Source organism: Paenibacillus sp. PL91 (assembly GCF_012935325.2).
In the GTDB taxonomy this organism is placed as follows: domain Bacteria; phylum Bacillota; class Bacilli; order Paenibacillales; family Paenibacillaceae; genus Pristimantibacillus.
Genome location: NZ_JABBYG020000003.1, coordinates 257615 through 277634 on the forward strand (window position 1 = coordinate 257615; position 20020 = coordinate 277634).

Here is a 20020-nt window from a genome sequence, read left to right on the forward strand (position 1 = left end):
TTCGTTACCTTTTGCAACCAGTCCCGTGCATACATACATCAGAAATTTTACATAGTTTTAAGTAAAAGTTCAAGGGCAAAATATACGAAATTGTTTAGAACTCTATACAAATTAATCATTTCCTTCTTCATCTGTGAAAGTTTATAATAAAAAACATATAGCTTAGCTTATAAAGTGGAGGTGGCTTCATTGTCTAACGCCTTAACAGCCGAAAACCCCGTCGATATCATTATCATCGGTGGTGGCCCTGCTGGATTGTTCGCTGCTTTCTATGGCGGTATGCGCCAAGCGTCAGTCAAACTTATTGAGAGCATGCCCCAGCTTGGCGGACAGCTCGCAGCGCTTTACCCTGAAAAATATATTTACGACGTTGCTGGTTTTCCGAAGGTTACGGCTCAAGAGCTGGTTGACCGACTCAAGGAGCAGCTCGATCATTTCAAACCGGAGATTTGTCTGGAAGAGAAGGTAACGAACGTCATCAAGCATGATGAGCGCCTCTTTGAAATTATAACAGACAAAACCAAACATTATGCTAAAGCGGTAATCATTACTGCTGGAGTTGGCGCATTTGAGCCGCGACGTTTAGAACTGCCGGAGGCCGCTCGATTCGAGAAAAAAAACCTACATTATTTTGTCGGCGATTTGCAGCGTTTTAAAGGGCAAAAGGTACTCGTTAGCGGTGGAGGCGATTCGGCTGTAGATTGGTCGCTTATGCTCGAGCCTATTGCAGAGAGCGTGACGCTGATCCATCGCCGTGATAAATTCCGCGCGCATGAGCACAGCGTGCAGAACCTCATGAACTCGAGCGTAAACGTGCTTACGCCAAAGGAAATTACGGCGCTTCATGGCGAGGAGTACATTAATAGGGTTACATTAACGGATATTAAAACAGCGGAAGCGACCGAGTTGGATGTTGATGCCGTCATCGTTAACTTTGGCTTCATCTCATCTCTAGGGCCGATAGCAGAATGGGGTATCGATATTCAAGGCGGCTCCATCATCGTGGATACTCGGATGGAAACAAACATTTCGGGTATATTCGCGGCAGGCGACGTTACGACTTATCCGGGTAAGCTCAAGCTTATCGCTGTAGGCTTCGGAGAGGCTCCGACCGCCATTAACAATGCGAAGGTGTATGTAGATCCTAGCGCAAAGCTGTCGCCTGGCCACAGCAGCAATATGAAGCTTTAATTCATTCCACATAAATTTCTTTTAAAAAAATAACAAAAGGGTATCCTAATCTTGGCTCATTCAATTCATGCACCTACTGCATACATATGCAAGGTGTGCCAAGGAGGATACCCTTATGTTTTGTCCGGTCTGCAACGGAATTCAATCTCTGCATATTAGCTGCTCCTCTTGCAATGGCGCAATTGTAGATTGTGGTCGTTCATCTGATCTAACAGGTCCTTATGCTCCCTACGAGCAGATCGAAGTCGAGCCGCTGATAAGTGATGTGCAAGTACAGGAATCTTCATCCTGCAAGCATCTTCTATATTGCTCGACCTGCAAGCAAACAACCGAAATTTCGGTTACGGAATGGTAATCATGTTGACGGGACAAAGGCTTTGACTTGCGTTAGGCGGTAATTTTGACGGCATCTGGATTCAGGCGCCTGCGCTTTATTTCGATAGCTAACATTCGAATAAATTCTTGCTCTAATTCAAATTGAATAGCTGCATAATAAGTGTCTACTAACATTTCGTCAGACAGTAGCTCCATACTACACACCCTTTCTTCCATCCTTTGGTTAATTCTTAATTATAGTAGCATGGCACTAATAGAAGGACAACAGTCCTAGTTATTCACAAGATGTTGTGGATACGATGTGCACAGTGTGTGTATACACTTCGAACAATGAGTAAAATCAGGGTGGATAATGTGGATATAGTTATCCACAGACCGTTTTTACAACATCTCAATAAAAAACTTTAATCGCAATCTATGAATCTATTAATGGAATATATTGACGCCATTCCCTTTTTCCATCGCTAGAATGCTTTCATTTGCATAAAAAAAGCCCCCAAAGGGGCTGAAGATTGCTAGATTATTTTTGTAGTTTCACTTCATACCGCTCTTTATCGATCCATGAGGAAGTCACAAAATCTCTGCCGCGCACGATAACCTTATCCTCGTAAACGTCAACGTAATAGCCTTGGCTGCCCTCTTTGTACTCATCCGCATTCGTCCATAAATAAGCAACGGAAGCAGCATTAAATAGGGTTGCTGTTATTCCTTTCCCTTCAAAGCATGCATGCCCCGCTTCCAGCTCCCAATGCGTATGCCCGTTAAACATAATCGTTTGAGGATGTTTAGCTAGAATCGCCTTCAGCTCTTCATCTTGTATTACGCCATGCCAGCCTTGCCCTTCGAGTGAGCCGGCAACCGTATCCTTCAGCGGCTGATGCAGAAAAACAAACACCGGCTTTGAAGAGGAGGCATCCTCGCCAAGCTTCCGATCAAGCCATGCGAGCTGCTCTTCCGTCAAATAAGCAAAATCCTTCAAGCCGCCTTGCTCAGATCCAAGAAATATAAAATGATAGCCCTGCAGCCATTTATCATAATAAGCGCCATTCATGCCCGTATAGGATTCATAGAGCTTAAGCTGGCTGCTCCAATCGCCAAGAAATAGATCATGATTGCCAAACGTGAACTGCATATCCGGCAGCCCGGCCTTGCAAGCTTCCCAAATGCGAACGAATTCTGCATACTCGGCTCGAAGCCCGTGATCCGTTACGTCTCCGACATGCATAATGCCTATGCTATTTGTCGAATGGGCGGCAATATCAAGCAGCGCTTGCTCCAAATGCCTGTTATAAATATGATCCCGCTCGGTTGTGACATGGGTGTCTGTTATAACCTGAAAGCTAATGATGGGGGACTGCATCTTATTCCTCTCCCGTTCTTCCTAATAATTAATGGTTTTTTACACTCATATTCAAGCCCACGACTCCAACTACGATAACGACGATCCACAGCAGCGAGGAGAGGGGAAGCTTCTCATGAAAAATGATAAAGCTAACCATCGTAATAAGGATGATGCCAATACCTGACCAAATCGCATACGCAACGCTCACATTCATATAAGAGAGCGCGAAGTTCAGCATCGTAAAGCTGGCTCCATAAAATAAAAACATAAGCACAGACGGCCAAAATCGCGAGAAGCCCGCCGAATATTTCATCGAGACGGTTCCCGACAGCTCAAGCACGATTGCAAGCAGCAGAAATGTCCAGCCCCAGCCCATTTCAGTCTTCATGCGCTTGTCTCCTCATACTTAACTGCGAGTAAGAACTAATTACTTCGTTGGCGTTTGGAAGCAGTTGATGGGTGCTGCCGCCCTCCGCTGTGTCAGCGATGCCGACCGTTACAGCGGCTCCTGCCGCGAGCCCCATCCGCATATCCCCATTCGTATCGCCAATTATCGCTGCCTCAGAGCAGTCGATAGCCAGCTCCCGGCACGCAAGCTCAAGCATATCTGGGAAAGGCTTGCCCCTCTCTACCAGATCATTGCCGATCACAACATCAAAATAGGCTCGAATGCCAAGCCATTCCAAATGCATGTTTGCAGCCTCTGTTTCATCTGCCGTGACAACGCCAAGCTTAATGCCATGCTCCTTGCAGCTCTTCAGAAAATCAATGCTGCCTGGGAGCGGACGAGCTGGGCGCAAGCGCTCCAGCTCAATATCCGCGTGCTTCTTGCAGTGCTGAACAAGCTCCATCGCTTCGGCCCATGACAAGCCTTCGCTGTATAACTGCCAAGCCACTACAGCGTACAAGTCCTGCATCGTCCCCATAGCTAGCGGGCCATTGCGATCATAATCGATGACTCTGTTGTTAATGTCATGCTTCGTTCCCCAAAGGGTAGCAATTCGATCTGGTTGAAGGGTGATCCCTCGACGCTTTAGCTGTTGCTCCAATTCACTAAATACAGACTCGCTCCAGCAGCCCCACATCGCGATAAAGTCGAGCAGCGTCCCATCCTTATCGAACAAGATGCCCGCCACCTTGTATGCTCGATTGTTTATCATTAAGTCAGGCATATGATTCATCGCTCCTATTTCAATCTGTCGAGCTCCTTCTGCGCCGTTTCCTTTGCTTCTTTGAGCGCTTGCTCGGCAGAAAGATTCCCGATTTGTACTTTATCCGCTGCAATTTTGAGTGCATCGTTAATCTTGCCGCCTGTCGGATCCTGGAATGGCGCAGATGCATGGGCAGCCTGCATGAGCGGCACTTTAATTTGAGGATTTTTCTCGCTGAATGCTTTATATTCTTCGTCCTCCAGCGCGGATGACCGAACTGCGATATAACCTGTGCTGATGGACCACGATGCTGTATTTTCTGTTTTCGAGAAGAAGGTCAGCCATTTGTATGCAGCAGCCTTTTGCTCTTCACTCACGCCAGCCGGTATGCCTGCCATAATTGCAGATGCCACCGGCTTCCCTGCGCCAATGCCGTCCCAGCCCGGCTGCTCCATTGCTGCCACGATATTGAAGTCCAAATCGCCTTGGTCGCCGCTTGAGCCGATATAGCCTGCGGCTTGGCCTTTCATCACATCGTCGATCGTTTTATACCAGTACTCCCAGCCTTGTCCGCCAGAGTGGATCGTCATTATTTGATCTTCATGAATCCATTTGCGGAACAGCTCCCACGTCTCAATCCATTCCGGTGAGTCGATCATAACCGTTTTGCCGTCTTCGCTAAGAACAGTGCCTCCCTTACTAAATACGGCGTCCATCATATTTTCCCTGCCCCACATCGGCTCCCATCCGTAAAAACTTGTTTTGCCGCCAGCTTTAACCGTCATCTTCGTTGCGGCAGCCGCCAAGCCTTCCCATGTCTTGAAATCGTCCGGCGTTAATCCGCTCTTCTCAAGCGCGTCCTTGCGGTAATACATCACTTGCGTCGTGCCGTACATCGGGAGGAAAAATTGTTTTCCGTCCAGCTGGCCTTGCTCAAGGAACGTTTGTACAAAATCTTCTTTATTAAAAGCAGCGTCAGCAGCGATCAAATCGCTCATATCGGCGAATAGCCCTTTTTTAGCCCAATTCATATTGGAGGAAAGAACGGCAGCGGGGGGCTGCTTGGCCGCAATCGCAGCCTGCAGCTTCTGTTCCGTTTCAGAGTAATCCGCTTGAGCGATCCCTTTAACGGTTACCTCGTCCTGGGAGCTGTTGAACAATTCGATTTTTTCTTTCATCGTATCGCCAAGCTTGCCGCCAAGCCCATACCAAAACTCAATCGTCACGGGCTCCTTCGGGGCAGGCGCTACAGCCGCATCAGCGGTTGCGCTGGCGCCGCTATCCGCATTTGAATTTGCATTGCCCGAGCTTTGTCCGCAAGCTGCAAGTAACGCGAAGCATGATACCATCATGAGAGCCAAGCCTTGTTTCATTTTCAACATTGTCATTGATTCCTCCACTCAAATTGTGTAAAGCGATAAGCGATTTTCTTGATTGGATTACCCTTTGTTGACGCCAACCGACATATTGAAGCTTTTCATAATCGTCTTCTGCGCAAATAGAAACAGTACGAGCAGTGGTATAATCGTAAATGAGCTCGCCGCCATAATTAGCGGCCATTTCAACCCATATGCCCCCCCTTCCACGAAGAAGCTTCTTAGGCCAGCCGATACAAGCTGCAGGTCGGGATTTTTGGTAATCAGCATAGGCCAGAAATAGTTATTATAATGCTCAATGAACGTAATAAGAGCGAGCACGATGAAGGAGGAACGCGTAACGGGGACAAGAATCGCCCACAAAATCCGCATGTGCGACGCACCATCGATTTGCCCTGCTTCTACCAGCTCATGTGACACTTGCAAAAAGGCTTGCCTGATCAGAAAAATGGAAAACACGCTGACGCAATTGGATAAAATCAGTCCGGCATACGAATCCAAAAGCTGCAGCTTTGCCAAAATCATATAGCTCGGCAAGTAAACCGCTGTGCTCGGAATCATGTAGCCAAGCATGATGACAGCCGTGATGGCCTTCTTCAGCCGAAACCTCATATGCGTCAAGGCATAGGCCATCATCGCTGAATTTAATGCTTGAAGCAGGACGATGACGGAAGCTACAACGATGCTGTTCGTTAAATAGCGCCAGAACGGCGCCTCTAGCCATGCTTCGAGAAAATGCCCCCACTGCGGAGAGCTCGGCCAAAATGTTGGCGGAAATTGCCAAATTTCATCATTTGTTTTGAACGCGCTTGTCATCATCCAATAGAATGGAAATGCCATAATGGCACTGAACAGCAGCAGAAACAAATGCCTGATCGTTCGCTGAAAAATATGATTAGCTGGCATTGCGATAATTCTCCTCTCCTTGCGGCTGACCATTAAGAGCTGTAATGAACCGTTTTACGGCTTATGACAAAGGAAACGATCGATAGCAGCATACAGGCAAGCACGAGCACAACCGCCACTGAGGAAGCTTCACCGATGTCAAACGACTCGAATGCCGATTGATAATACATATAAAGAAGCGTTCTCGTTGAGCCGGCTGGCCCCCCTTGTGTAAGTACATTAATTTGATCGTAGGCTTGCAGTGCCGATATGGTTTGTACAATAAATAGAAAGAAAGTGGTTGGCGATATTAGCGGTACCGTAATATGCCTAAGCTTGCTCCAGCTTCCCGCTCCGTCGAGCTCGCCTGCCTGCAGCAGCTCGCGCGGGACATTTTGCAAGGCGACTAAATAAAACACCATCGTCCAGCCCATCAGCTTCCATATGGTAACGATCAACACGCCCGCAAGCGCCCAGCTCGTATCCTGGAGCCAGCCTATTCCTTCTAAGCCGAACCAGCGCAGCACCGTATTAGCCATGCCGACCTTTGGCTCGAATATCCAGGACCATACGATAGATACGGCAACCGTTGGCGTAACCCATGGCGAGAACATGAGCGTGCGGTATACAGCGGAGCCCTTCATCGACCGATTAAGCAGCAGCGCAAGCGCGAGTCCAAGTGCCATAACCGGAAGCACGCTTCCAATGCAAAAGAGAACCGTTACGCCAAGCGATTGGTAGAAGGCCGGATTGTCGAACAAATAAAGGTAATTCTCAAAACCAACAAATGTTTTGACCGGACTCATAAAGTCCCAATCGGTAAAGCTCAAATAAAAAATCGTTCCGAGCGGGATCAGCCAAAATACGATCAATGGAATCAAAGCCGGCAGCGTAAATAATAGAGCCTTCCATTCCTTAGCCATATCGCGTTTAATCATCTCCTATTAACCGTTCAATTTTTTCTTAATATTTGCTATAATATTCGTGAATAGTTCATTTTCACCTCTACTGTTCAAAAATTATTGTACGCTAAGTTTAAAACAGCTGCGTTATCTGAACGTCAACGTCCGTTAAAGATCTTGTAAAAGTTTCGACTTCCCACATGCTTTCTATCATCTATTCATGATGCCCATGCTGTATAATGAATCTTAAAATCTTAGTCTTGCAGGTGATGATGTGAAAAGAGCTTCAACCAGTGATCAAGATGGATTACCAGTTACGCAGGAGCAAATAAGAGGAAAAATAATAGACGCCATTGCCAAGACAATGGACTTATACGGGGCTAATTATTCATTCGGGCAGCTATACGGCATTATGTTCTTTGAGGATAAACCGATGACGCTCGAGGAAATGAAGCAGCAAATGAATATGAGCAAAAGCAATATGAGCTATGCGGTTCGTTCCTTAATGGATTCAAAAATGATTATGAAATTGGATGAGAAGCTTGATCGCAAAGATTTATATGTAGCGGAGACTGACTTTTTTCAAGCGTTTCAGAACTTTTTTGCTTCCAAGCTGCAGCGCGAGATCGATGTGATGCTCGCTGCCATTAACGAGGTTATTCCTTCCTTGTCTGAAATCATTTTGGATATCGATACCGGCGAAGAGGAACGCCAGCTCTGCCTAAAGGATTTGCATAAGCTGCGGCACGGCGTCGAATATTACAGCTGGCTTCAGCAGTTTGTCGACGGGCTGAAGGACGGACAATTTTTTCGGCAAAATGAGGCTAAATCCGATCGCTAGCTGATCACAAACAAAAGGGTGCCGCAGAAGTGTATTTGACCTCTGGGCACCCTATTATATTAGCTTGTTTATTGAGGCTTCGTATTCACCTCGAATATCCAGATCCTCCCCTGCTTATCAATGCCGTAATCGAAGCCAAGCTGGGCAAAGCCCGGATACTTGGATTCGAGCACATCGGTCGATAACGCAGTGAGCTCACGCATCTTCTGCTTCTTCTCTTCGACCAGCGTGGATGACAACGATCTGCTAATGCCGTTGGCAGCCGTTACGAGTGAGCCTCCTCGGCATAAATTCGTTACGAACAGCCCTTTTCTGGCGATTCGTCCGACCATTGCGCGAATGACCCAACCGTTTTCCGTCTTCACGTATTTCACCCGATAATCAATTGGCCTGCCATCTACCGTTGCCAGATATATCCCTTTCTGAATGAGATAGGCACGGCCCTTGCGTTGTTTGTTAAGCGCACCTATTAACGCTGAAAAACTAGCAAATCGCTTCGTCTGCGAATAATAAGTATAGGCATAGCTATCACCGCTGCGCGTAACCTTCATGACACCATGCCCGCCTGCTCCAACCACCGGCTTCACGACCACCATTTGATGCGTATCCAGCATGCTTCTAAGATTCTTTTCCGTAAAAGTTCTTGTAACCGGAATATGGGGCGCAATACTGGGATGGGTAAGCAATGCTGCAGTCTTGGTCCACTTGTTAGCTAGCAATCTACCATTATGTCCACCCAATGCATTCTCTCTCCTTTCCTATCGCTTCATTCATAGCATATGACAGCGTACTACCTGTCTCTTGGATGAATGGCGGAGGTGAGGAGCCTTTATTGGTGAGCATTGCTAGAAGATGAAGCTAGATTTGCAAGCTTCATCTTGCGCTGTACCGATTGACTATTCCGGCCTTACGATCATCAAAAATAAGATCATGACCGGAATGACCGTATTCACCGTTCCCCATACATTCCATCGCTTGGAGTAGCGGGAATACGCCTCTGGCAGTATACCGGATTGCACGCCTTGCTGGCTTAGCCGCTGCATCTGAAGCTGGCATGGCAGCAGCACCGCGCCCCATAAAACGCCGGATACGGCGAATAATGACAGCGATAGCGTAAGCCAGTTAAACTCCGCGAAGGAATAGCCATAAGCATGTGCGGTTAATACGCCGAATACAATGAGCAGCAGCAGGCCCGGAATAGTAAATATATAATCTGCCCGCATGATGCTTTGCGCCATATGATGCAGACGCTCAGGCGAGCTGCTCCGGTCCAGCCTCACTTTCCAAAAGGCGGTCGTAATAATATTTCCAAGAAACAAAACCGCGCCAAGCACATGTAGAAATACATAAATTCGCTCCATCAATCAACGGCCTCCTCTATCATTCTAATCTTGTCAGTGACGCTCCCCGGAACTTCCAGACCGTCAGTCTGTTTTTCTTATAACTCCAATATACAGACCGTTGGTCGGTTTGTAAATAGTCCTTTTCCAGCTTTTTCTTGGCATAGCAAAAAACCGGCAAGCTGCCCCTTTAGGACGCAGCTTGCCGGTTTATACCGTTCTACTTGTCTGATTGCTTCTCAAGCGCCGCCTTAAGCTTGTCGGCCAAGCTGTTCGACATCGACGTATTATCGCTGTATTGCTCGATAAGCTTCTGATTTTGCTTCCGATTCGCTTTGCCGCCGCCCTGCTTGTCACCGAGCATTTCGATCACATTGCAGGGTCTGCACTGCGCATACTTGCCTGCTTTGCCGTCTTTAATTTCCATCTTCTTATGGCATTGCGGGCAGCGCTTATTCGAGAGCATAGGCTCCGCCGCGCGCCGGTAGCCGCATTCACGGTCAGAGCAGACGAGCGACTTGCCGCGCTTTCCGTTAATTTCAAGCAGAGGCTTCTCGCATTCCGGACAGCGGGAGTGCGTTAGGTTATGCGGCTTATACTCCTTCGTCTCCGCAATGACCTCGGATACCCATTTCGCAGCCTGCTGACGAACATTTTTCATGAAGGCTGCCGGATCTCCCTTGCCCTTCGCAATGCGTTCGAGCTCCTGCTCCCACTTGGCAGTCAAATCCGGGCTTCTAAGCTCGGTTACGACAAGCTCGATCAGCTGCTTGCCTTTGCCGGTCGGCATCAGCTTGTTTTGCGTTCGCGTAATCGTGTCCGTGCCAAGCAGCTTTTCAATAATATCGGCGCGCGTTGCAGGCGTCCCGAGGCTATGCTTCTCCATACGTGTCAGCAGCGTCGCTTCCGTATATCTAGCAGGCGGCAGCGTGCGCAGCTCCCGCGCCTTCTCTTGCTTGATCGGCAGCGGTTGGCCTAGCTTAAGCGGAGGAAGCAGCTGCGCGGGCTGGCGGTCGGCTTTGCTTTGTCCCGAGTCGCTATCATCGTCTTCATCCTCGTCTTGGCTGGAAGCATAGGAGGCTGACTGATAAATTTCCTTCCAGCCCTTTTCCTTCTCGATTTTCCCCTTCGCATAGAGGAGGTCTTTGCCTGCTGCGAGGACGACACTCGTCTCGTCATAGCGGTAAGGACCATAAAATAAAGCGATAAACCGCCGCACGATAAGATCGTACAGCTTGCGCTCATCATTGCTTAATGCCGCCAAGTTGACGAATTGCTCGGTAGGAATAATAGCATGATGATCCGTAACTTTGCTGTCATCCACAATTCTCTTTGTAACGGGAAGCTGCATCCTAATTAGCTTGCGGGCCAGCTGCGCATAAGGGCCTACAGCGATACTCTCCAAACGTCCCTTCAAGGTTGGCACCATATCGCTCGATAAATATCTGGAATCGGTACGCGGATAAGTTACAAGCTTATGCTGCTCATACAGCTTCTGGAGCACGTTGGACGTTTGCTTAGCCGAGAAGCCTAGCCGCTTGTTCGCGTCCCTCTGCAGCTCGGTCAGATCATACGCCTGAGGATGCGGCTCCGATTTCTCCACCGTGCGAAGCTTATCTACTTTAGCCGATCCTCTCTGCAGCCTTGCCGCTATCGCGTCCGCCTCCGCCTTGCTCCACACTCGCCCATCATGCGAATCCTGCTCCCGCCATTGTGCCGAGAACGTACCAAAATCAGCCGATACATTCCAGTAAGGCTGTGATTGGAACGTTTGGATTTCCTGCTCCCGCTCCATCAGCATCGCCAGTGTAGGCGTCTGCACCCGGCCTGCGGCCAGCTGCGCATTATATTTTGTCGTCAGCGCTCTCGTAACGTTGAGGCCAATCAGCCAATCGGCCTCCGCTCGGCAAACGGCCGACGCATACAAATTGTTGTAATCCTTGCCGGGCTTCAGGCTGCTGAAGCCGTCCTTAATTGCCTTGTCCGTCTGTGACGAAATCCATAAGCGCTTGAAGGGCTTGCGCCAATGGACAAGCTCCATAATCCAGCGCGCGACAAGCTCGCCTTCCCGTCCGGCATCGGTAGCGATAATAAGGTCGCTGATGTCCTGCCGCTTGCACAGCTGTGCTACCGCACGAAATTGCTGCGACGTTTCCTTCATCACCTTCAGGTTCATTTTCGGAGGCAGCAGCGGCAAGTCTTCCAAATTCCATGTCTTATATTTCGGATCGTATTCCTCCGGCTCTGCCAGCGTCACCAAGTGACCTAGCGCCCAGGTTACGACGTAGTTAGGACCTTCCATATAGCCTTTTTGCTTCTGTCCACAGCCGAGCACGCGGGCAATTTCTTTGGCCACGCTTGGCTTTTCTGCTAGTACAAGCGATTTCATTTACGTTATTCGCTCCATTTCATTTAGACGCGCAATCTGCTGTTCCTTATTAGAAAAACGCATCATTCACTATGACGAAACGATACCATAGGCTCGCAGCCTGCGCAACGCCTCAAGCATCGGACCGCCTTTCATCGTTGCCGGACCTGCTCTTCTTTTATTGTACGAATCTTGCAAATTTTGCTGCGAGAATCCCGGGTGTGATATAGTAAATTCAGCTTATAAGTAAGCAGATTAAGAGCTAGGGAGCGTTGATGAATGAAGCTGCGTTTTGTTGCTATTGTTTTGGGCATCTTACTCGTATACAGCGGTATATCCTTCTATATCGGTTGGAATGGTTGGCTGTTCTTCTCTACTCTATTTAATTGGGAAAAAACGGGCTTCTACACGCTCGTCGTTGGTTTAATCGCTTATGCGTACATGATCGGCAGGCTCGCTTACCGCGCCCCGCTTAAACCGGTTGCCGAAGCGTTCAAGCTGGTCGGCTCCTACTGGTTCGCCGTTCTCGAATACGCCGTTCTCATTTTGCCGCCTGCCAACATCATTTCCCTCATTTTAAAAGCAGCCGGAGCGGAAAAATCGGTTTATATCGTTGGCGTAGGCAGCATCGCCTTGCTCCTAATGGTCGTACTGATCGTTCGCGGCACTTGGAATGCGTGGAGTCCGATCATCCGCACCTACCACGTTCAAGTGCCGAAGCCTGCTGGGCAGCTGAAAAAGCTGCGCATTGCGATGGCATCCGACCTTCATTTGGGCACGATTGTCGGCAATCGGCACTTGAAGCGGTTGGTTTCTAAGGTGAAGCAGATCAATCCGGATCTTATCTTGCTTCCCGGCGACATTTTGGATGATGATATCGAGCCATTTCTTCGCAAAAACATGTCAGCCGTGCTAGGCGAGCTGAACGCTCCACTCGGCGTTTATGCAGTAACCGGCAATCACGAATATATCGGCAGGAAGGTGCCGGAATTCATCGCGGCAATGGAAGCGATCGGCATTCGCGTTCTTATGGACGAGGCGGCGCTTATCGCAGACAGCTTCTACGTCATCGGCCGCAAGGATAAGGCATCCGCAGGCTTCGGATCAGGCGGAAGGCTCCCTATCCATGATTTAATCGCGCCGCTCGATCAATCGCGTCCGCTCATTATGCTCGATCACCAGCCGTCCGATATCGCAAAAGCGTCCGAGAACGGCATCGATATCTCGGTATCTGGCCACACCCATCGCGGCCAAATGATGCCCAACCATCTCATTACGAGAAAAATGTTCGAGCTGGATTGGGGTTATTTAAAGAAAGGCGGGCTGCATGCCATCGTCTCGTCAGGCTTCGGCACATGGGGGCCTCCCGTACGAATCGGCAGCCGCTCTGAGGTTATTCATATCGAGGTAGAGTTCAGTTAATAGCAATTAATAACAGCATTAAAAATAGCGGCATCATATGTACTTATTACTCTGATTAGCGGCTGCTAGAGCCGTTCACCGTGTAAAAAGCCATTTGATGCCGCTATTGTCGTTGCACATCTAATCCACGTCGGCTATGCGCCATTCTGCTCCGTTTTCTTTGCCCTTCTGGAACACGTACATCGTTCTACCAGCATCGCCGTTGTTTTTTGCATCTTCGACCTGTACGACAGCCTCGAACAACGATCTTTGCTCCTTAATCGATATGTCTTCCGCCACGCTTATTCTCGTAATCGTGAAGCCATTAAGCTTCCTGAGCCCTCCCTCGCCTTGCGCGCACTTTCAGTATACAGGTCCAAAAATTTATCCCAGCTGCCCTCATGCATATATTGGATGCGCAAGTTAATAAGCTCGATCAGCGGACGCTCTTCTTCGGTAAAAGATGAGACGTCCAAATAAGCGGGAGCTAACGTCTCGATTATCGGCGAAGGAGGAGGCGCAGCAGACGCAGGAGGTGGAGCAGGCTGCTCTACATCCGCGCCTTCACCGGCTGATCTAGTATTGCTTTCGGGGTAGGCCTGCCTTAGCATCGCTTGAAGCTCCTCCGTGGAGGACTCGTTTATGGTGTAGAGCGTACCGGCCTGGAAATCCTCTACCTTCATAAAATTGCCCCGCTCAATCCGATCTGAAATCCAAAGCAGATAGACTTGCTTCCCTAAAGTTACGGAATATGGAGGGACAGCAATATCAACCCTGCCAGCCATCTTCTTCGCTGAGCGAAATGCATGCTCGAACGCTCTGACGGACTCTTGGTCCTTCCAAACGATTTGCGAATTCGGCTCTGACTGCTCAAAATCAACCATACGATTTATGATGACTTGATCCTCGCCTACCCGAAACAGAAACAACATAATTGCGACAGCTGCTACCAAAGCGCCCACTGCTGCCATGTATCTTCGCTTCAACAAAGCACACCTTCTCCTCTAAAAGGTTTTGAATCAGGCTATCTGTTATTTCGTGTGCGATAAAGCAAATAGATAAAGAACGGTGCGCCAATGCCCGATGTAAATACACCGACAGGAATATCCAGCGGCTGAAAAGCAGTTCTTGCGATTAAATCCGCCAGCGCGACAATTATGCCGCCAAGCAGTGCCGATACCGGAAGGAGTCGGCTGATGACCGGTCCAACCATTCTACGTGCCGCATGCGGAGCAATCAAGCCAACAAAGCCAATGACGCCGCCTATGGCAACGGCTGATCCAGCGAGACCTACGCTAATGAGAATCAGAATAAGCCGATGCCGCTGTACGCTGCTGCCAAGCCCCGTTGCTATTTCATCTCCCAGCAGTTGAATATTCAACTGCCGCGTGTAGCACATGACGATCACCATTAAGACGAATGTCCATGGCAAAAGGTTCCACACATATGCCCAAGTTGATCCATATATGGTGCCTGTCAGCCAAATATAAGAGGAGGTTGCTGAATAGGCCGGACTAAACACAAGCATAAATGTGGTCATCGCTGATAGAAGCGAAGCGATGCCAATACCGACTAATACGAGCCGAAACGGATTCGCGCCCTTCCTCCACGCAATCGCATAGACGAGGAGCGATGCGCCGAACGCCCCAATAACAGCAGCAACAGGCAAAAAATGAATGCTGACCGTGCTCGGCATATAGGTAATGAAAGCCACTGCACCAACGGATGCGCCGCCCGTAATGCCGATTACGTCAGGAGCCGCCAGCGGATTGCGAATGACCCCTTGCAGGATAGCACCTGAAACAGCAAGCGATGCGCCTACCAGAAAGGCTACGACTACCCGCGGCGCCCTTAGTGTTTGTACGATTAAAATATGATCGGAATCGCCTTTGCCAAGCAGCGCCTGCCATACATGGCTTAGCTTTATGACCTGCTCTCCCATAGCGAGACTAGCCGCAGTAACAATAATGGCAGTGATAACTAAGAGGAGTGTAGCGCGTACCGTCTTGCGATGGGGCTGGTAAGCGCGCTTCCCTGCAGCTTTTGAAATAAAGGAAGTCCTCACCTCCTCATCAGCTCCTTGCGTGCAATATAAATAAAGAAAGGAGCACCAATCGCCGCCGTCATAATGCCGACAGGCACCTCCTCGGGTAAAATAATGAATCTGGCAAGCAAATCCGCTAAAAGCAGCAATATGGCGCCAAGCAGCGCACAATAAGGGAGCAGCCATCGATAATCAAGACCGGCTATATACCGCGCGATATGCGGAATAACGATGCCGATCAGACCAATGGGCCCTGCTACCGAAACGGCGCCGCCCGCCAGCATGACAACTATTATTCCGGCAACAGCCTTGATCATCGTCGTTCGCTGACCAAGCCCTCTCGCCGCTTCATCGCCCATCACAATGATATTCAGCTGCCTCGACAGCAGAAATGCGGCTATCCATCCGGCACATAGATAAGGAGCAACAGCTGACAGCGTATTCGCATCACGTCCGGCAATCGATCCCGCGAGCCAGAACATCACATCCTGCAGCCCGCTCTCATTGTGTACGAGCATGCCTTGCGTCAGGGAAGCAAACAAAGCGGTCATGGCAGATCCGGCCATTATTATTTTCAGTGGCGACAGCCCATCATGGCCCAGTGAACCAAGCAAATAAACGGTTGCCGCAGCGATCGCCGCGCCGCCGAAGGACATCCAGACGAGCACACTCATTTGCGAAATTTCAAAAATCGTAATGGCCGCGACTATGCAGGCGCTCGCGCCTGCATTAATGCCCATCATGCTCGGCGAGGCGAGCGGGTTCCGCGTTATCGCTTGCATAATAGCTCCCGCCATAGCCAAGCTTGCGCCAATAGCTGCCGCGATCAGCGCCCGCGGCAGCCTTGTCGTCATAACGACAACCTGCTCCATCGAGCTCTCGTCATAATGAGTGAAGGCCGCGATCATATCGCTCCATTTGATCGTCGTAAATCCGAACCTAACGCTCGCCATGAAACAGCAAAGCAAGAGGACGAACCCTGCGACCAGTCCGCCCATTTTTATAGATGCCTGATTTATTCCATTATTCATCCCGTTGAACGCTCCTAATGGTTTCCCTATAAAGTCTTTTAATCGCACAAAAGAATGAGCGCATAGGCTCATTCTTTTATGCTTGCTGCTATAGTCTTCTTCCCATACGGCTAGTTAAGGTCAAAGTAGAAGTACAAATCGTCAAGCATCAGCTTCGCAGCCAAAGCTCCACCGGATAGATTCCATGTTACGGCATTTACTTTGTAATACTTTTTGTTCTTCACCGCATTCAAATTTTTCCAAAGCGGGCTGTCGATCCATTCCTTCTGAAACTTAAAGATCGCGCCGTCGCCATCCCAATCCGTTGTAAAGTCGAATATATAATCGCCATCAAGCAAGCTAACCTGTTCCTTAGAGGTCACGTTAATGATTTCTTTTTTTGTTGCCAGCTGCTCTTTCGGCGTCGCAAATCCGAGCTCCTGGAAAATTTTATAGGCAAAGCCTGAATTGTACGCCCGTGCGCTTCCGTTCGGGTTGATGCGAATAATGGAAACTTCCGCCCCCTTATCCTTAGCGGCAAGCTTGCTCTTGAATTCTGCAACGCTGATTTTCCAATCTGCAATAAACGTTGTTGCGACCTCTTCTTTATTCAATACAGCAGCAGATACTTGTAGATTATCCTGCCAATCAGCCAAATCAGCAGTCACGATAGTAGGCGCGATCGCTTTAAGCTGATCGTAAATTTTCTCATGGCGATCCTTTGTTGCAATGATCACATCCGGCTTCAAGCCGACAATCGCTTCAACGTTAGGCTGTGTTTCGTCGCCAAGCGTTTTGGTGCCGATCAGATTTGAGCGAATATATTCATAGAAGGGCTGCTGCACATAGGATTCAACCGCGCCAACCGGTTTAACGCCTAGCAGAACCGAGATGTCCACGCCGCCGTTAAACAAGATAACAACACGTTTCGGAACACGGTTTAATGTCGTGCTGCCAAGCGCATGCTTGATCGTTTTTTTCGTTTCAAGCGCCGCAGTCGACGTCTTGCTATTCCAGTTCACCCATACGCCAAGCGATTCCCCGACGAAACGAAGCGGTACAAGCACGCTTCCTTTCACATTGGCAGGAGCAGCATCCAGTGCTACCGAAGTACCGTTGATTTTAGCCGTTTTGCTGCCAAGCGTAAGCTCGACCTTTTGAGAGCCTTTCGAAATGGTCGCTTTTTTTGCTTTTTCATCGTATTTCACCGTGCCGCCCAACGTTTCAGCGATCGTGCGGTAAGGAACGAGCGTGCGGCCGTTGATCGTTTGCGGAGCTACGTTGAATGAAACCTTCTTGCCGTCGACCGTTACGTTAATCGCGGCTGCCGCTGTCGCAGCAGTAACCGGAATAATGGTCATGATCAGTGCCATTGTTAAAAATAATCCAATAAACCGTTTTTTGACCGAAGACATGTAAAAATCACCTATCCCTTTCTTATTAACCCAGCAGCTCCTGCTTCATATCCCGGAAGCTCTGGTATAGCTTATAATCGAGCTGAATGAGCAGCTCCTTGTTCCATTTGCTTGCCTTTGTTTCTTCTATGAGCTGTCCTAAATCTTCTTGCAGCAGCTGATGCTTTGATGCGTTGAATGCTTCAATCTCACCCTTTATAGCATTCCATATGCCAGCCATCTGCTCGGCAAGCTTCTTCGCTTCTTCCGTCTGATCGGCTTCCACCGCTTGCTTGAGCTCTTTAATCAATCGTGACATCTCTGAGAAGCCGGTTTCCGTATCCGCGATTTCGGCAGATGCAATAGAAGCGAACGGGTCGCCTTTAACGTCAGCTTCTCCGCTTTGAGCCTTTTCTCCCGATTTGGTGCTTTGACCTCCGCCATCCGAGCCTCCACAACCGGTGACTATGAACATGACGCTTATTACGCAAGCCAATAGTAGGACAAGCGGCTTCCCGATTCCTATCTTGGTCCATAACTTTATGCAGCTAATTGCTTTACGACCTCCGCCTCTGTGAATGATAATCATTTTCATTTATATTCTATCGGTCAGCTTTTACATTTTGAATACACAAAATTGTCTGATTCATATGGACAAAACAGTCAATATTGTAAATGTTGTTGAAATAACGATTGTGCAGCAAGAACATCCTTTGGTAGAATATAATTGATAATCATTCTCACATAATCATAAAGAGGACTACTCATTTCCTCTAAAAGGATGTTTGCTGTTGAATAAGGACAATCAATTCCTATCCTATTTCCCGCTATCTATGAAAGCGCACGAATATCAATCTGGCTTTCGTTCGAAGCCGCTGCACGCGCGTCGCACCTCGATCGGCTTCATCCAAAGCGGCAGCGGATGCTTATTTCTAAACGGAAAACGTTATCCGCTTCAAGCGGGCTCCTTCTTCTTCTTGCAGCCTTCTATGAAAATCCAGCTAATGTGCGATTCCATAAACAGCATGCGGCTTCACCTTCTGCATTATCGCGATGTCCAGCTTGCATTTACGGAAGATGGCTGCGAGGCTGCACCGTCTCCAGCCAGCCTGTTCGATGAAGCTCAGCCTGTTCGACTTTCCTCTCCTGCAGTAATCGATTCGCTTCTGATGAAGCTGCAGCAGTCCTTCAAAGAGCAAGGGCTGGTTGGCGATATGAAAAAACAATCCATCTTCTACGAATTGCTGCTGCATCTGCATAGCCAGCAAAAGCTGCCGAATTTAACGGTAAACGAATCGGTTCAGCAAACGATTGCTTACATGGAAGAACAGTATGCAAAAACGATTCAAATGAGCGAGCTTCCGCAGCTTGCCGGAATGACGCCCAGCTCCTATTGCCGTGCCTTCAAAAAAATAACCGGCATGACGCCAGGCCATTATTTAACGCGGCTTCGCATGGTAAGGGCGAAGGAGCTCATGGGCGAGCAAGGCGCCGCTTTGCGCGACATCGCGATAAGCGTCGGCTTTCAAGACGAGCTCTATTTCAGCCGGGTATTCAAAAAGTCGGAAGGCGTTTCTCCGTCCGTCTACCTAAAACGAAGTGATAAGAAAATCGCAGTTGTCAGCAGCTATTTTTTGCAGGACCATTTGCTTGCGCTCGGCATACTGCCTATCGCCGCGCCGTGCTTCCCGAATTATTACAAAACGCCCTCTGGCTTTCCCAGTTACTTGCATGACCGGTTAGTTGATACCGTTCCGCTTAATGCGGAGCGAACGATTATGACGAGCGATGTGATGCGCTTGTCTCCAGATATGATACTCAAAACCGAATTCCAGAAAAATCCGAACGACAGCAAATGGAACGAGAACGGCAATACGATTTTTATCGACCGCTCTACGAGCTGGGAGCAATATCTGCGAAGCATAGCTGCACGTGTTCACAAGGAGCGGGAGGCTGAGCGCATCATTCGGCGAATGACCTTGCTTGAGCAAGCTGCGAGGAGGAAGCTTGCTCCTGTAACGAAGCATGGCAAGTGGGTGATCATCCGCCTGCTGCCGAACAATTGCCGCCTGTACGGCTGCAAAGATCATACATTCACCGAATTGTTTTACCGCCGCTTGCAATTTCAGTCCGATGAGCGCGTGACGCATTCCATTTATAAGGACCATGCGCTGGATGATCTGATCGAGCTTGACCCTGAAAACATATTTATCATTTGGAGTGAGGAAGCCGAAATGAATGCTCTCGCCGCCAATAAGCGCTGGCTAAGCCTGCGCGCCGTAAAGGATAACCGCGTTTATTATCCCGATACGAGGGAATGGGACCCTTGGGGGCCGATTGGCCGCGAGCACATGATTCGGGCGATGACGCGTTATTTTACGCAGAAGGTTAGGGAGGAATAAAAAAATAGCCGTCCGCGGGAGCGGATGGCTATTTTCT

Annotated in this window: 20 protein-coding genes; 4 read left to right on the top strand and 16 right to left on the bottom strand. The window is 48.9% G+C overall.

The window, feature by feature from the left end; all coding sequences use genetic code 11:
* Nucleotides 1-189 precede the first annotated feature (189 nt).
* The gene (locus HI950_RS09850) at nucleotides 190-1191 is read left to right on the top strand and encodes an NAD(P)/FAD-dependent oxidoreductase (protein WP_169083800.1); all 1002 of its coding nucleotides are present in this window, start codon (nucleotides 190-192) and stop codon (nucleotides 1189-1191) included.
* Nucleotides 1192-1578: 387 nt separating this feature from the next.
* Here the strand turns inward: HI950_RS09850 and sda are convergent, their stop codons facing one another.
* The 7 genes from sda to HI950_RS09885 all read right to left on the bottom strand — a co-directional run bounded on the left by sda (nucleotide 1579) and on the right by HI950_RS09885 (nucleotide 7204).
* Complete coding sequence (gene sda / locus HI950_RS09855; protein WP_169083799.1) at nucleotides 1579-1722, bottom strand: sporulation histidine kinase inhibitor Sda; 144 nt, start codon at nucleotides 1720-1722, stop codon at nucleotides 1579-1581.
* A gap of 325 nt (nucleotides 1723-2047) precedes the next feature.
* Nucleotides 2048-2887: a metallophosphoesterase family protein gene (locus HI950_RS09860; RefSeq protein ID WP_169083798.1), complete on the bottom strand. Its 840-nt coding sequence runs from the start codon at nucleotides 2885-2887 to the stop codon at nucleotides 2048-2050.
* Nucleotides 2888-2915: 28 nt separating this feature from the next.
* Entirely contained in the window at nucleotides 2916-3257 is a 342-nt protein-coding gene (locus tag HI950_RS09865; RefSeq protein ID WP_169083797.1) for a DMT family transporter, read from the bottom strand.
* Nucleotides 3247-4041, bottom strand: coding sequence for an HAD family hydrolase (locus HI950_RS09870; RefSeq protein ID WP_169083796.1), 795 nt, complete (start codon nucleotides 4039-4041; stop codon nucleotides 3247-3249). The genes HI950_RS09865 and HI950_RS09870 overlap by 11 nt, the downstream gene beginning before the upstream one ends.
* Before the next feature lie 14 nt (nucleotides 4042-4055).
* Entirely contained in the window at nucleotides 4056-5402 is a 1347-nt protein-coding gene (locus tag HI950_RS09875; protein WP_169084020.1) for an ABC transporter substrate-binding protein, read from the bottom strand.
* A gap of 57 nt (nucleotides 5403-5459) precedes the next feature.
* Nucleotides 5460-6302, bottom strand: a complete 843-nt coding sequence (locus tag HI950_RS09880) for a carbohydrate ABC transporter permease (RefSeq protein WP_169083795.1) — start codon at nucleotides 6300-6302, stop codon at nucleotides 5460-5462.
* Between the two features lie 32 nt (nucleotides 6303-6334).
* Entirely contained in the window at nucleotides 6335-7204 is an 870-nt protein-coding gene (locus HI950_RS09885) for a carbohydrate ABC transporter permease (RefSeq protein ID WP_223285199.1), read from the bottom strand.
* Between the two features lie 253 nt (nucleotides 7205-7457).
* Between HI950_RS09885 and HI950_RS09890 the strand changes: the two genes are divergently transcribed.
* Nucleotides 7458-8024 carry a GbsR/MarR family transcriptional regulator gene (locus tag HI950_RS09890; protein ID WP_169083793.1) on the top strand — a complete coding sequence of 189 codons (567 nt, stop codon included), beginning with the start codon at nucleotides 7458-7460 and terminating at the stop codon, nucleotides 8022-8024.
* A gap of 68 nt (nucleotides 8025-8092) precedes the next feature.
* Here the strand turns inward: HI950_RS09890 and HI950_RS09895 are convergent, their stop codons facing one another.
* The 3 genes from HI950_RS09895 to HI950_RS09905 all read right to left on the bottom strand — a co-directional run bounded on the left by HI950_RS09895 (nucleotide 8093) and on the right by HI950_RS09905 (nucleotide 11753).
* A complete protein-coding gene (locus HI950_RS09895; protein ID WP_169083792.1) occupies nucleotides 8093-8764 on the bottom strand; it encodes a YheC/YheD family protein in 672 nt (223 codons plus the stop codon).
* 156 nt (nucleotides 8765-8920) lie between these two features.
* Nucleotides 8921-9385 (bottom strand): DUF2269 family protein, encoded by a 465-nt coding sequence (locus tag HI950_RS09900; protein ID WP_169083791.1) that lies wholly within the window; start codon nucleotides 9383-9385, stop codon nucleotides 8921-8923.
* Nucleotides 9386-9584: 199 nt separating this feature from the next.
* Nucleotides 9585-11753 carry a DNA topoisomerase III gene (locus HI950_RS09905; RefSeq protein WP_169083790.1) on the bottom strand — a complete coding sequence of 723 codons (2169 nt, stop codon included), beginning with the start codon at nucleotides 11751-11753 and terminating at the stop codon, nucleotides 9585-9587.
* A 258-nt stretch (nucleotides 11754-12011) separates the two neighbouring features.
* Here HI950_RS09905 and HI950_RS09910 point away from each other — a divergent pair, with 258 nt between their 5' ends.
* Nucleotides 12012-13154, top strand: coding sequence for a metallophosphoesterase (locus HI950_RS09910; protein ID WP_169083789.1), 1143 nt, complete (start codon nucleotides 12012-12014; stop codon nucleotides 13152-13154).
* A 120-nt stretch (nucleotides 13155-13274) separates the two neighbouring features.
* On the opposite strand, the gene HI950_RS09915 is transcribed toward HI950_RS09910, so the two are convergent.
* The 6 genes from HI950_RS09915 to HI950_RS09940 all read right to left on the bottom strand — a co-directional run bounded on the left by HI950_RS09915 (nucleotide 13275) and on the right by HI950_RS09940 (nucleotide 18170).
* Nucleotides 13275-13433 (bottom strand): hypothetical protein, encoded by a 159-nt coding sequence (locus HI950_RS09915; protein ID WP_169083788.1) that lies wholly within the window; start codon nucleotides 13431-13433, stop codon nucleotides 13275-13277.
* Nucleotides 13434-13435: 2 nt separating this feature from the next.
* On the bottom strand, nucleotides 13436-14122 hold the full coding sequence (locus HI950_RS09920) for a YhfM domain-containing protein (RefSeq protein WP_169083787.1): 687 nt from the start codon (nucleotides 14120-14122) through the stop codon (nucleotides 13436-13438).
* Between the two features lie 35 nt (nucleotides 14123-14157).
* Entirely contained in the window at nucleotides 14158-15198 is a 1041-nt protein-coding gene (locus HI950_RS09925; RefSeq protein ID WP_169083786.1) for a FecCD family ABC transporter permease, read from the bottom strand.
* The gene (locus HI950_RS09930; protein ID WP_169083785.1) at nucleotides 15195-16208 is read right to left on the bottom strand and encodes a FecCD family ABC transporter permease; all 1014 of its coding nucleotides are present in this window, start codon (nucleotides 16206-16208) and stop codon (nucleotides 15195-15197) included. Before HI950_RS09930 ends, HI950_RS09925 begins: the two co-directional genes overlap by 4 nt.
* Before the next feature lie 110 nt (nucleotides 16209-16318).
* Nucleotides 16319-17602, bottom strand: coding sequence for a stalk domain-containing protein (locus HI950_RS09935; RefSeq protein WP_169083784.1), 1284 nt, complete (start codon nucleotides 17600-17602; stop codon nucleotides 16319-16321).
* A 25-nt stretch (nucleotides 17603-17627) separates the two neighbouring features.
* Nucleotides 17628-18170, bottom strand: a complete 543-nt coding sequence (locus HI950_RS09940; RefSeq protein WP_169083783.1) for a hypothetical protein — start codon at nucleotides 18168-18170, stop codon at nucleotides 17628-17630.
* A gap of 202 nt (nucleotides 18171-18372) precedes the next feature.
* Here HI950_RS09940 and HI950_RS09945 point away from each other — a divergent pair, with 202 nt between their 5' ends.
* A complete protein-coding gene (locus HI950_RS09945; RefSeq protein WP_169083782.1) occupies nucleotides 18373-19983 on the top strand; it encodes a helix-turn-helix domain-containing protein in 1611 nt (536 codons plus the stop codon).
* The last annotated feature ends 37 nt before the right edge of the window (nucleotides 19984-20020 follow it).

Excerpts from the sequence above, each read along its gene's own strand:
- sda (WP_169083799.1), bottom strand. The coding sequence starts at position 1,722 with ATGGAGCTACTGTCTGACGAAATGTTAGTAGACACTTATTATGCAGCT.
- HI950_RS09860 (WP_169083798.1), bottom strand. The coding sequence starts at position 2,887 with ATGCAGTCCCCCATCATTAGCTTTCAGGTTATAACAGACACCCATGTC.
- HI950_RS09865 (WP_169083797.1), bottom strand. The coding sequence starts at position 3,257 with ATGAAGACTGAAATGGGCTGGGGCTGGACATTTCTGCTGCTTGCAATC.
- HI950_RS09870 (WP_169083796.1), bottom strand. The coding sequence starts at position 4,041 with ATGCCTGACTTAATGATAAACAATCGAGCATACAAGGTGGCGGGCATC.
- HI950_RS09875 (WP_169084020.1), bottom strand. The coding sequence starts at position 5,402 with ATGTTGAAAATGAAACAAGGCTTGGCTCTCATGATGGTATCATGCTTC.
- HI950_RS09880 (WP_169083795.1), bottom strand. The coding sequence starts at position 6,302 with ATGCCAGCTAATCATATTTTTCAGCGAACGATCAGGCATTTGTTTCTG.
- HI950_RS09885 (WP_223285199.1), bottom strand. The coding sequence starts at position 7,204 with ATGGCTAAGGAATGGAAGGCTCTATTATTTACGCTGCCGGCTTTGATT.
- HI950_RS09900 (WP_169083791.1), bottom strand. The coding sequence starts at position 9,385 with ATGGAGCGAATTTATGTATTTCTACATGTGCTTGGCGCGGTTTTGTTT.
- HI950_RS09905 (WP_169083790.1), bottom strand. The coding sequence starts at position 11,753 with ATGAAATCGCTTGTACTAGCAGAAAAGCCAAGCGTGGCCAAAGAAATT.
- HI950_RS09910 (WP_169083789.1), top strand. The coding sequence starts at position 12,012 with ATGAAGCTGCGTTTTGTTGCTATTGTTTTGGGCATCTTACTCGTATAC.
- HI950_RS09930 (WP_169083785.1), bottom strand. The coding sequence starts at position 16,208 with ATGAATAATGGAATAAATCAGGCATCTATAAAAATGGGCGGACTGGTC.
- HI950_RS09935 (WP_169083784.1), bottom strand. The coding sequence starts at position 17,602 with ATGTCTTCGGTCAAAAAACGGTTTATTGGATTATTTTTAACAATGGCA.
- HI950_RS09940 (WP_169083783.1), bottom strand. The coding sequence starts at position 18,170 with ATGATTATCATTCACAGAGGCGGAGGTCGTAAAGCAATTAGCTGCATA.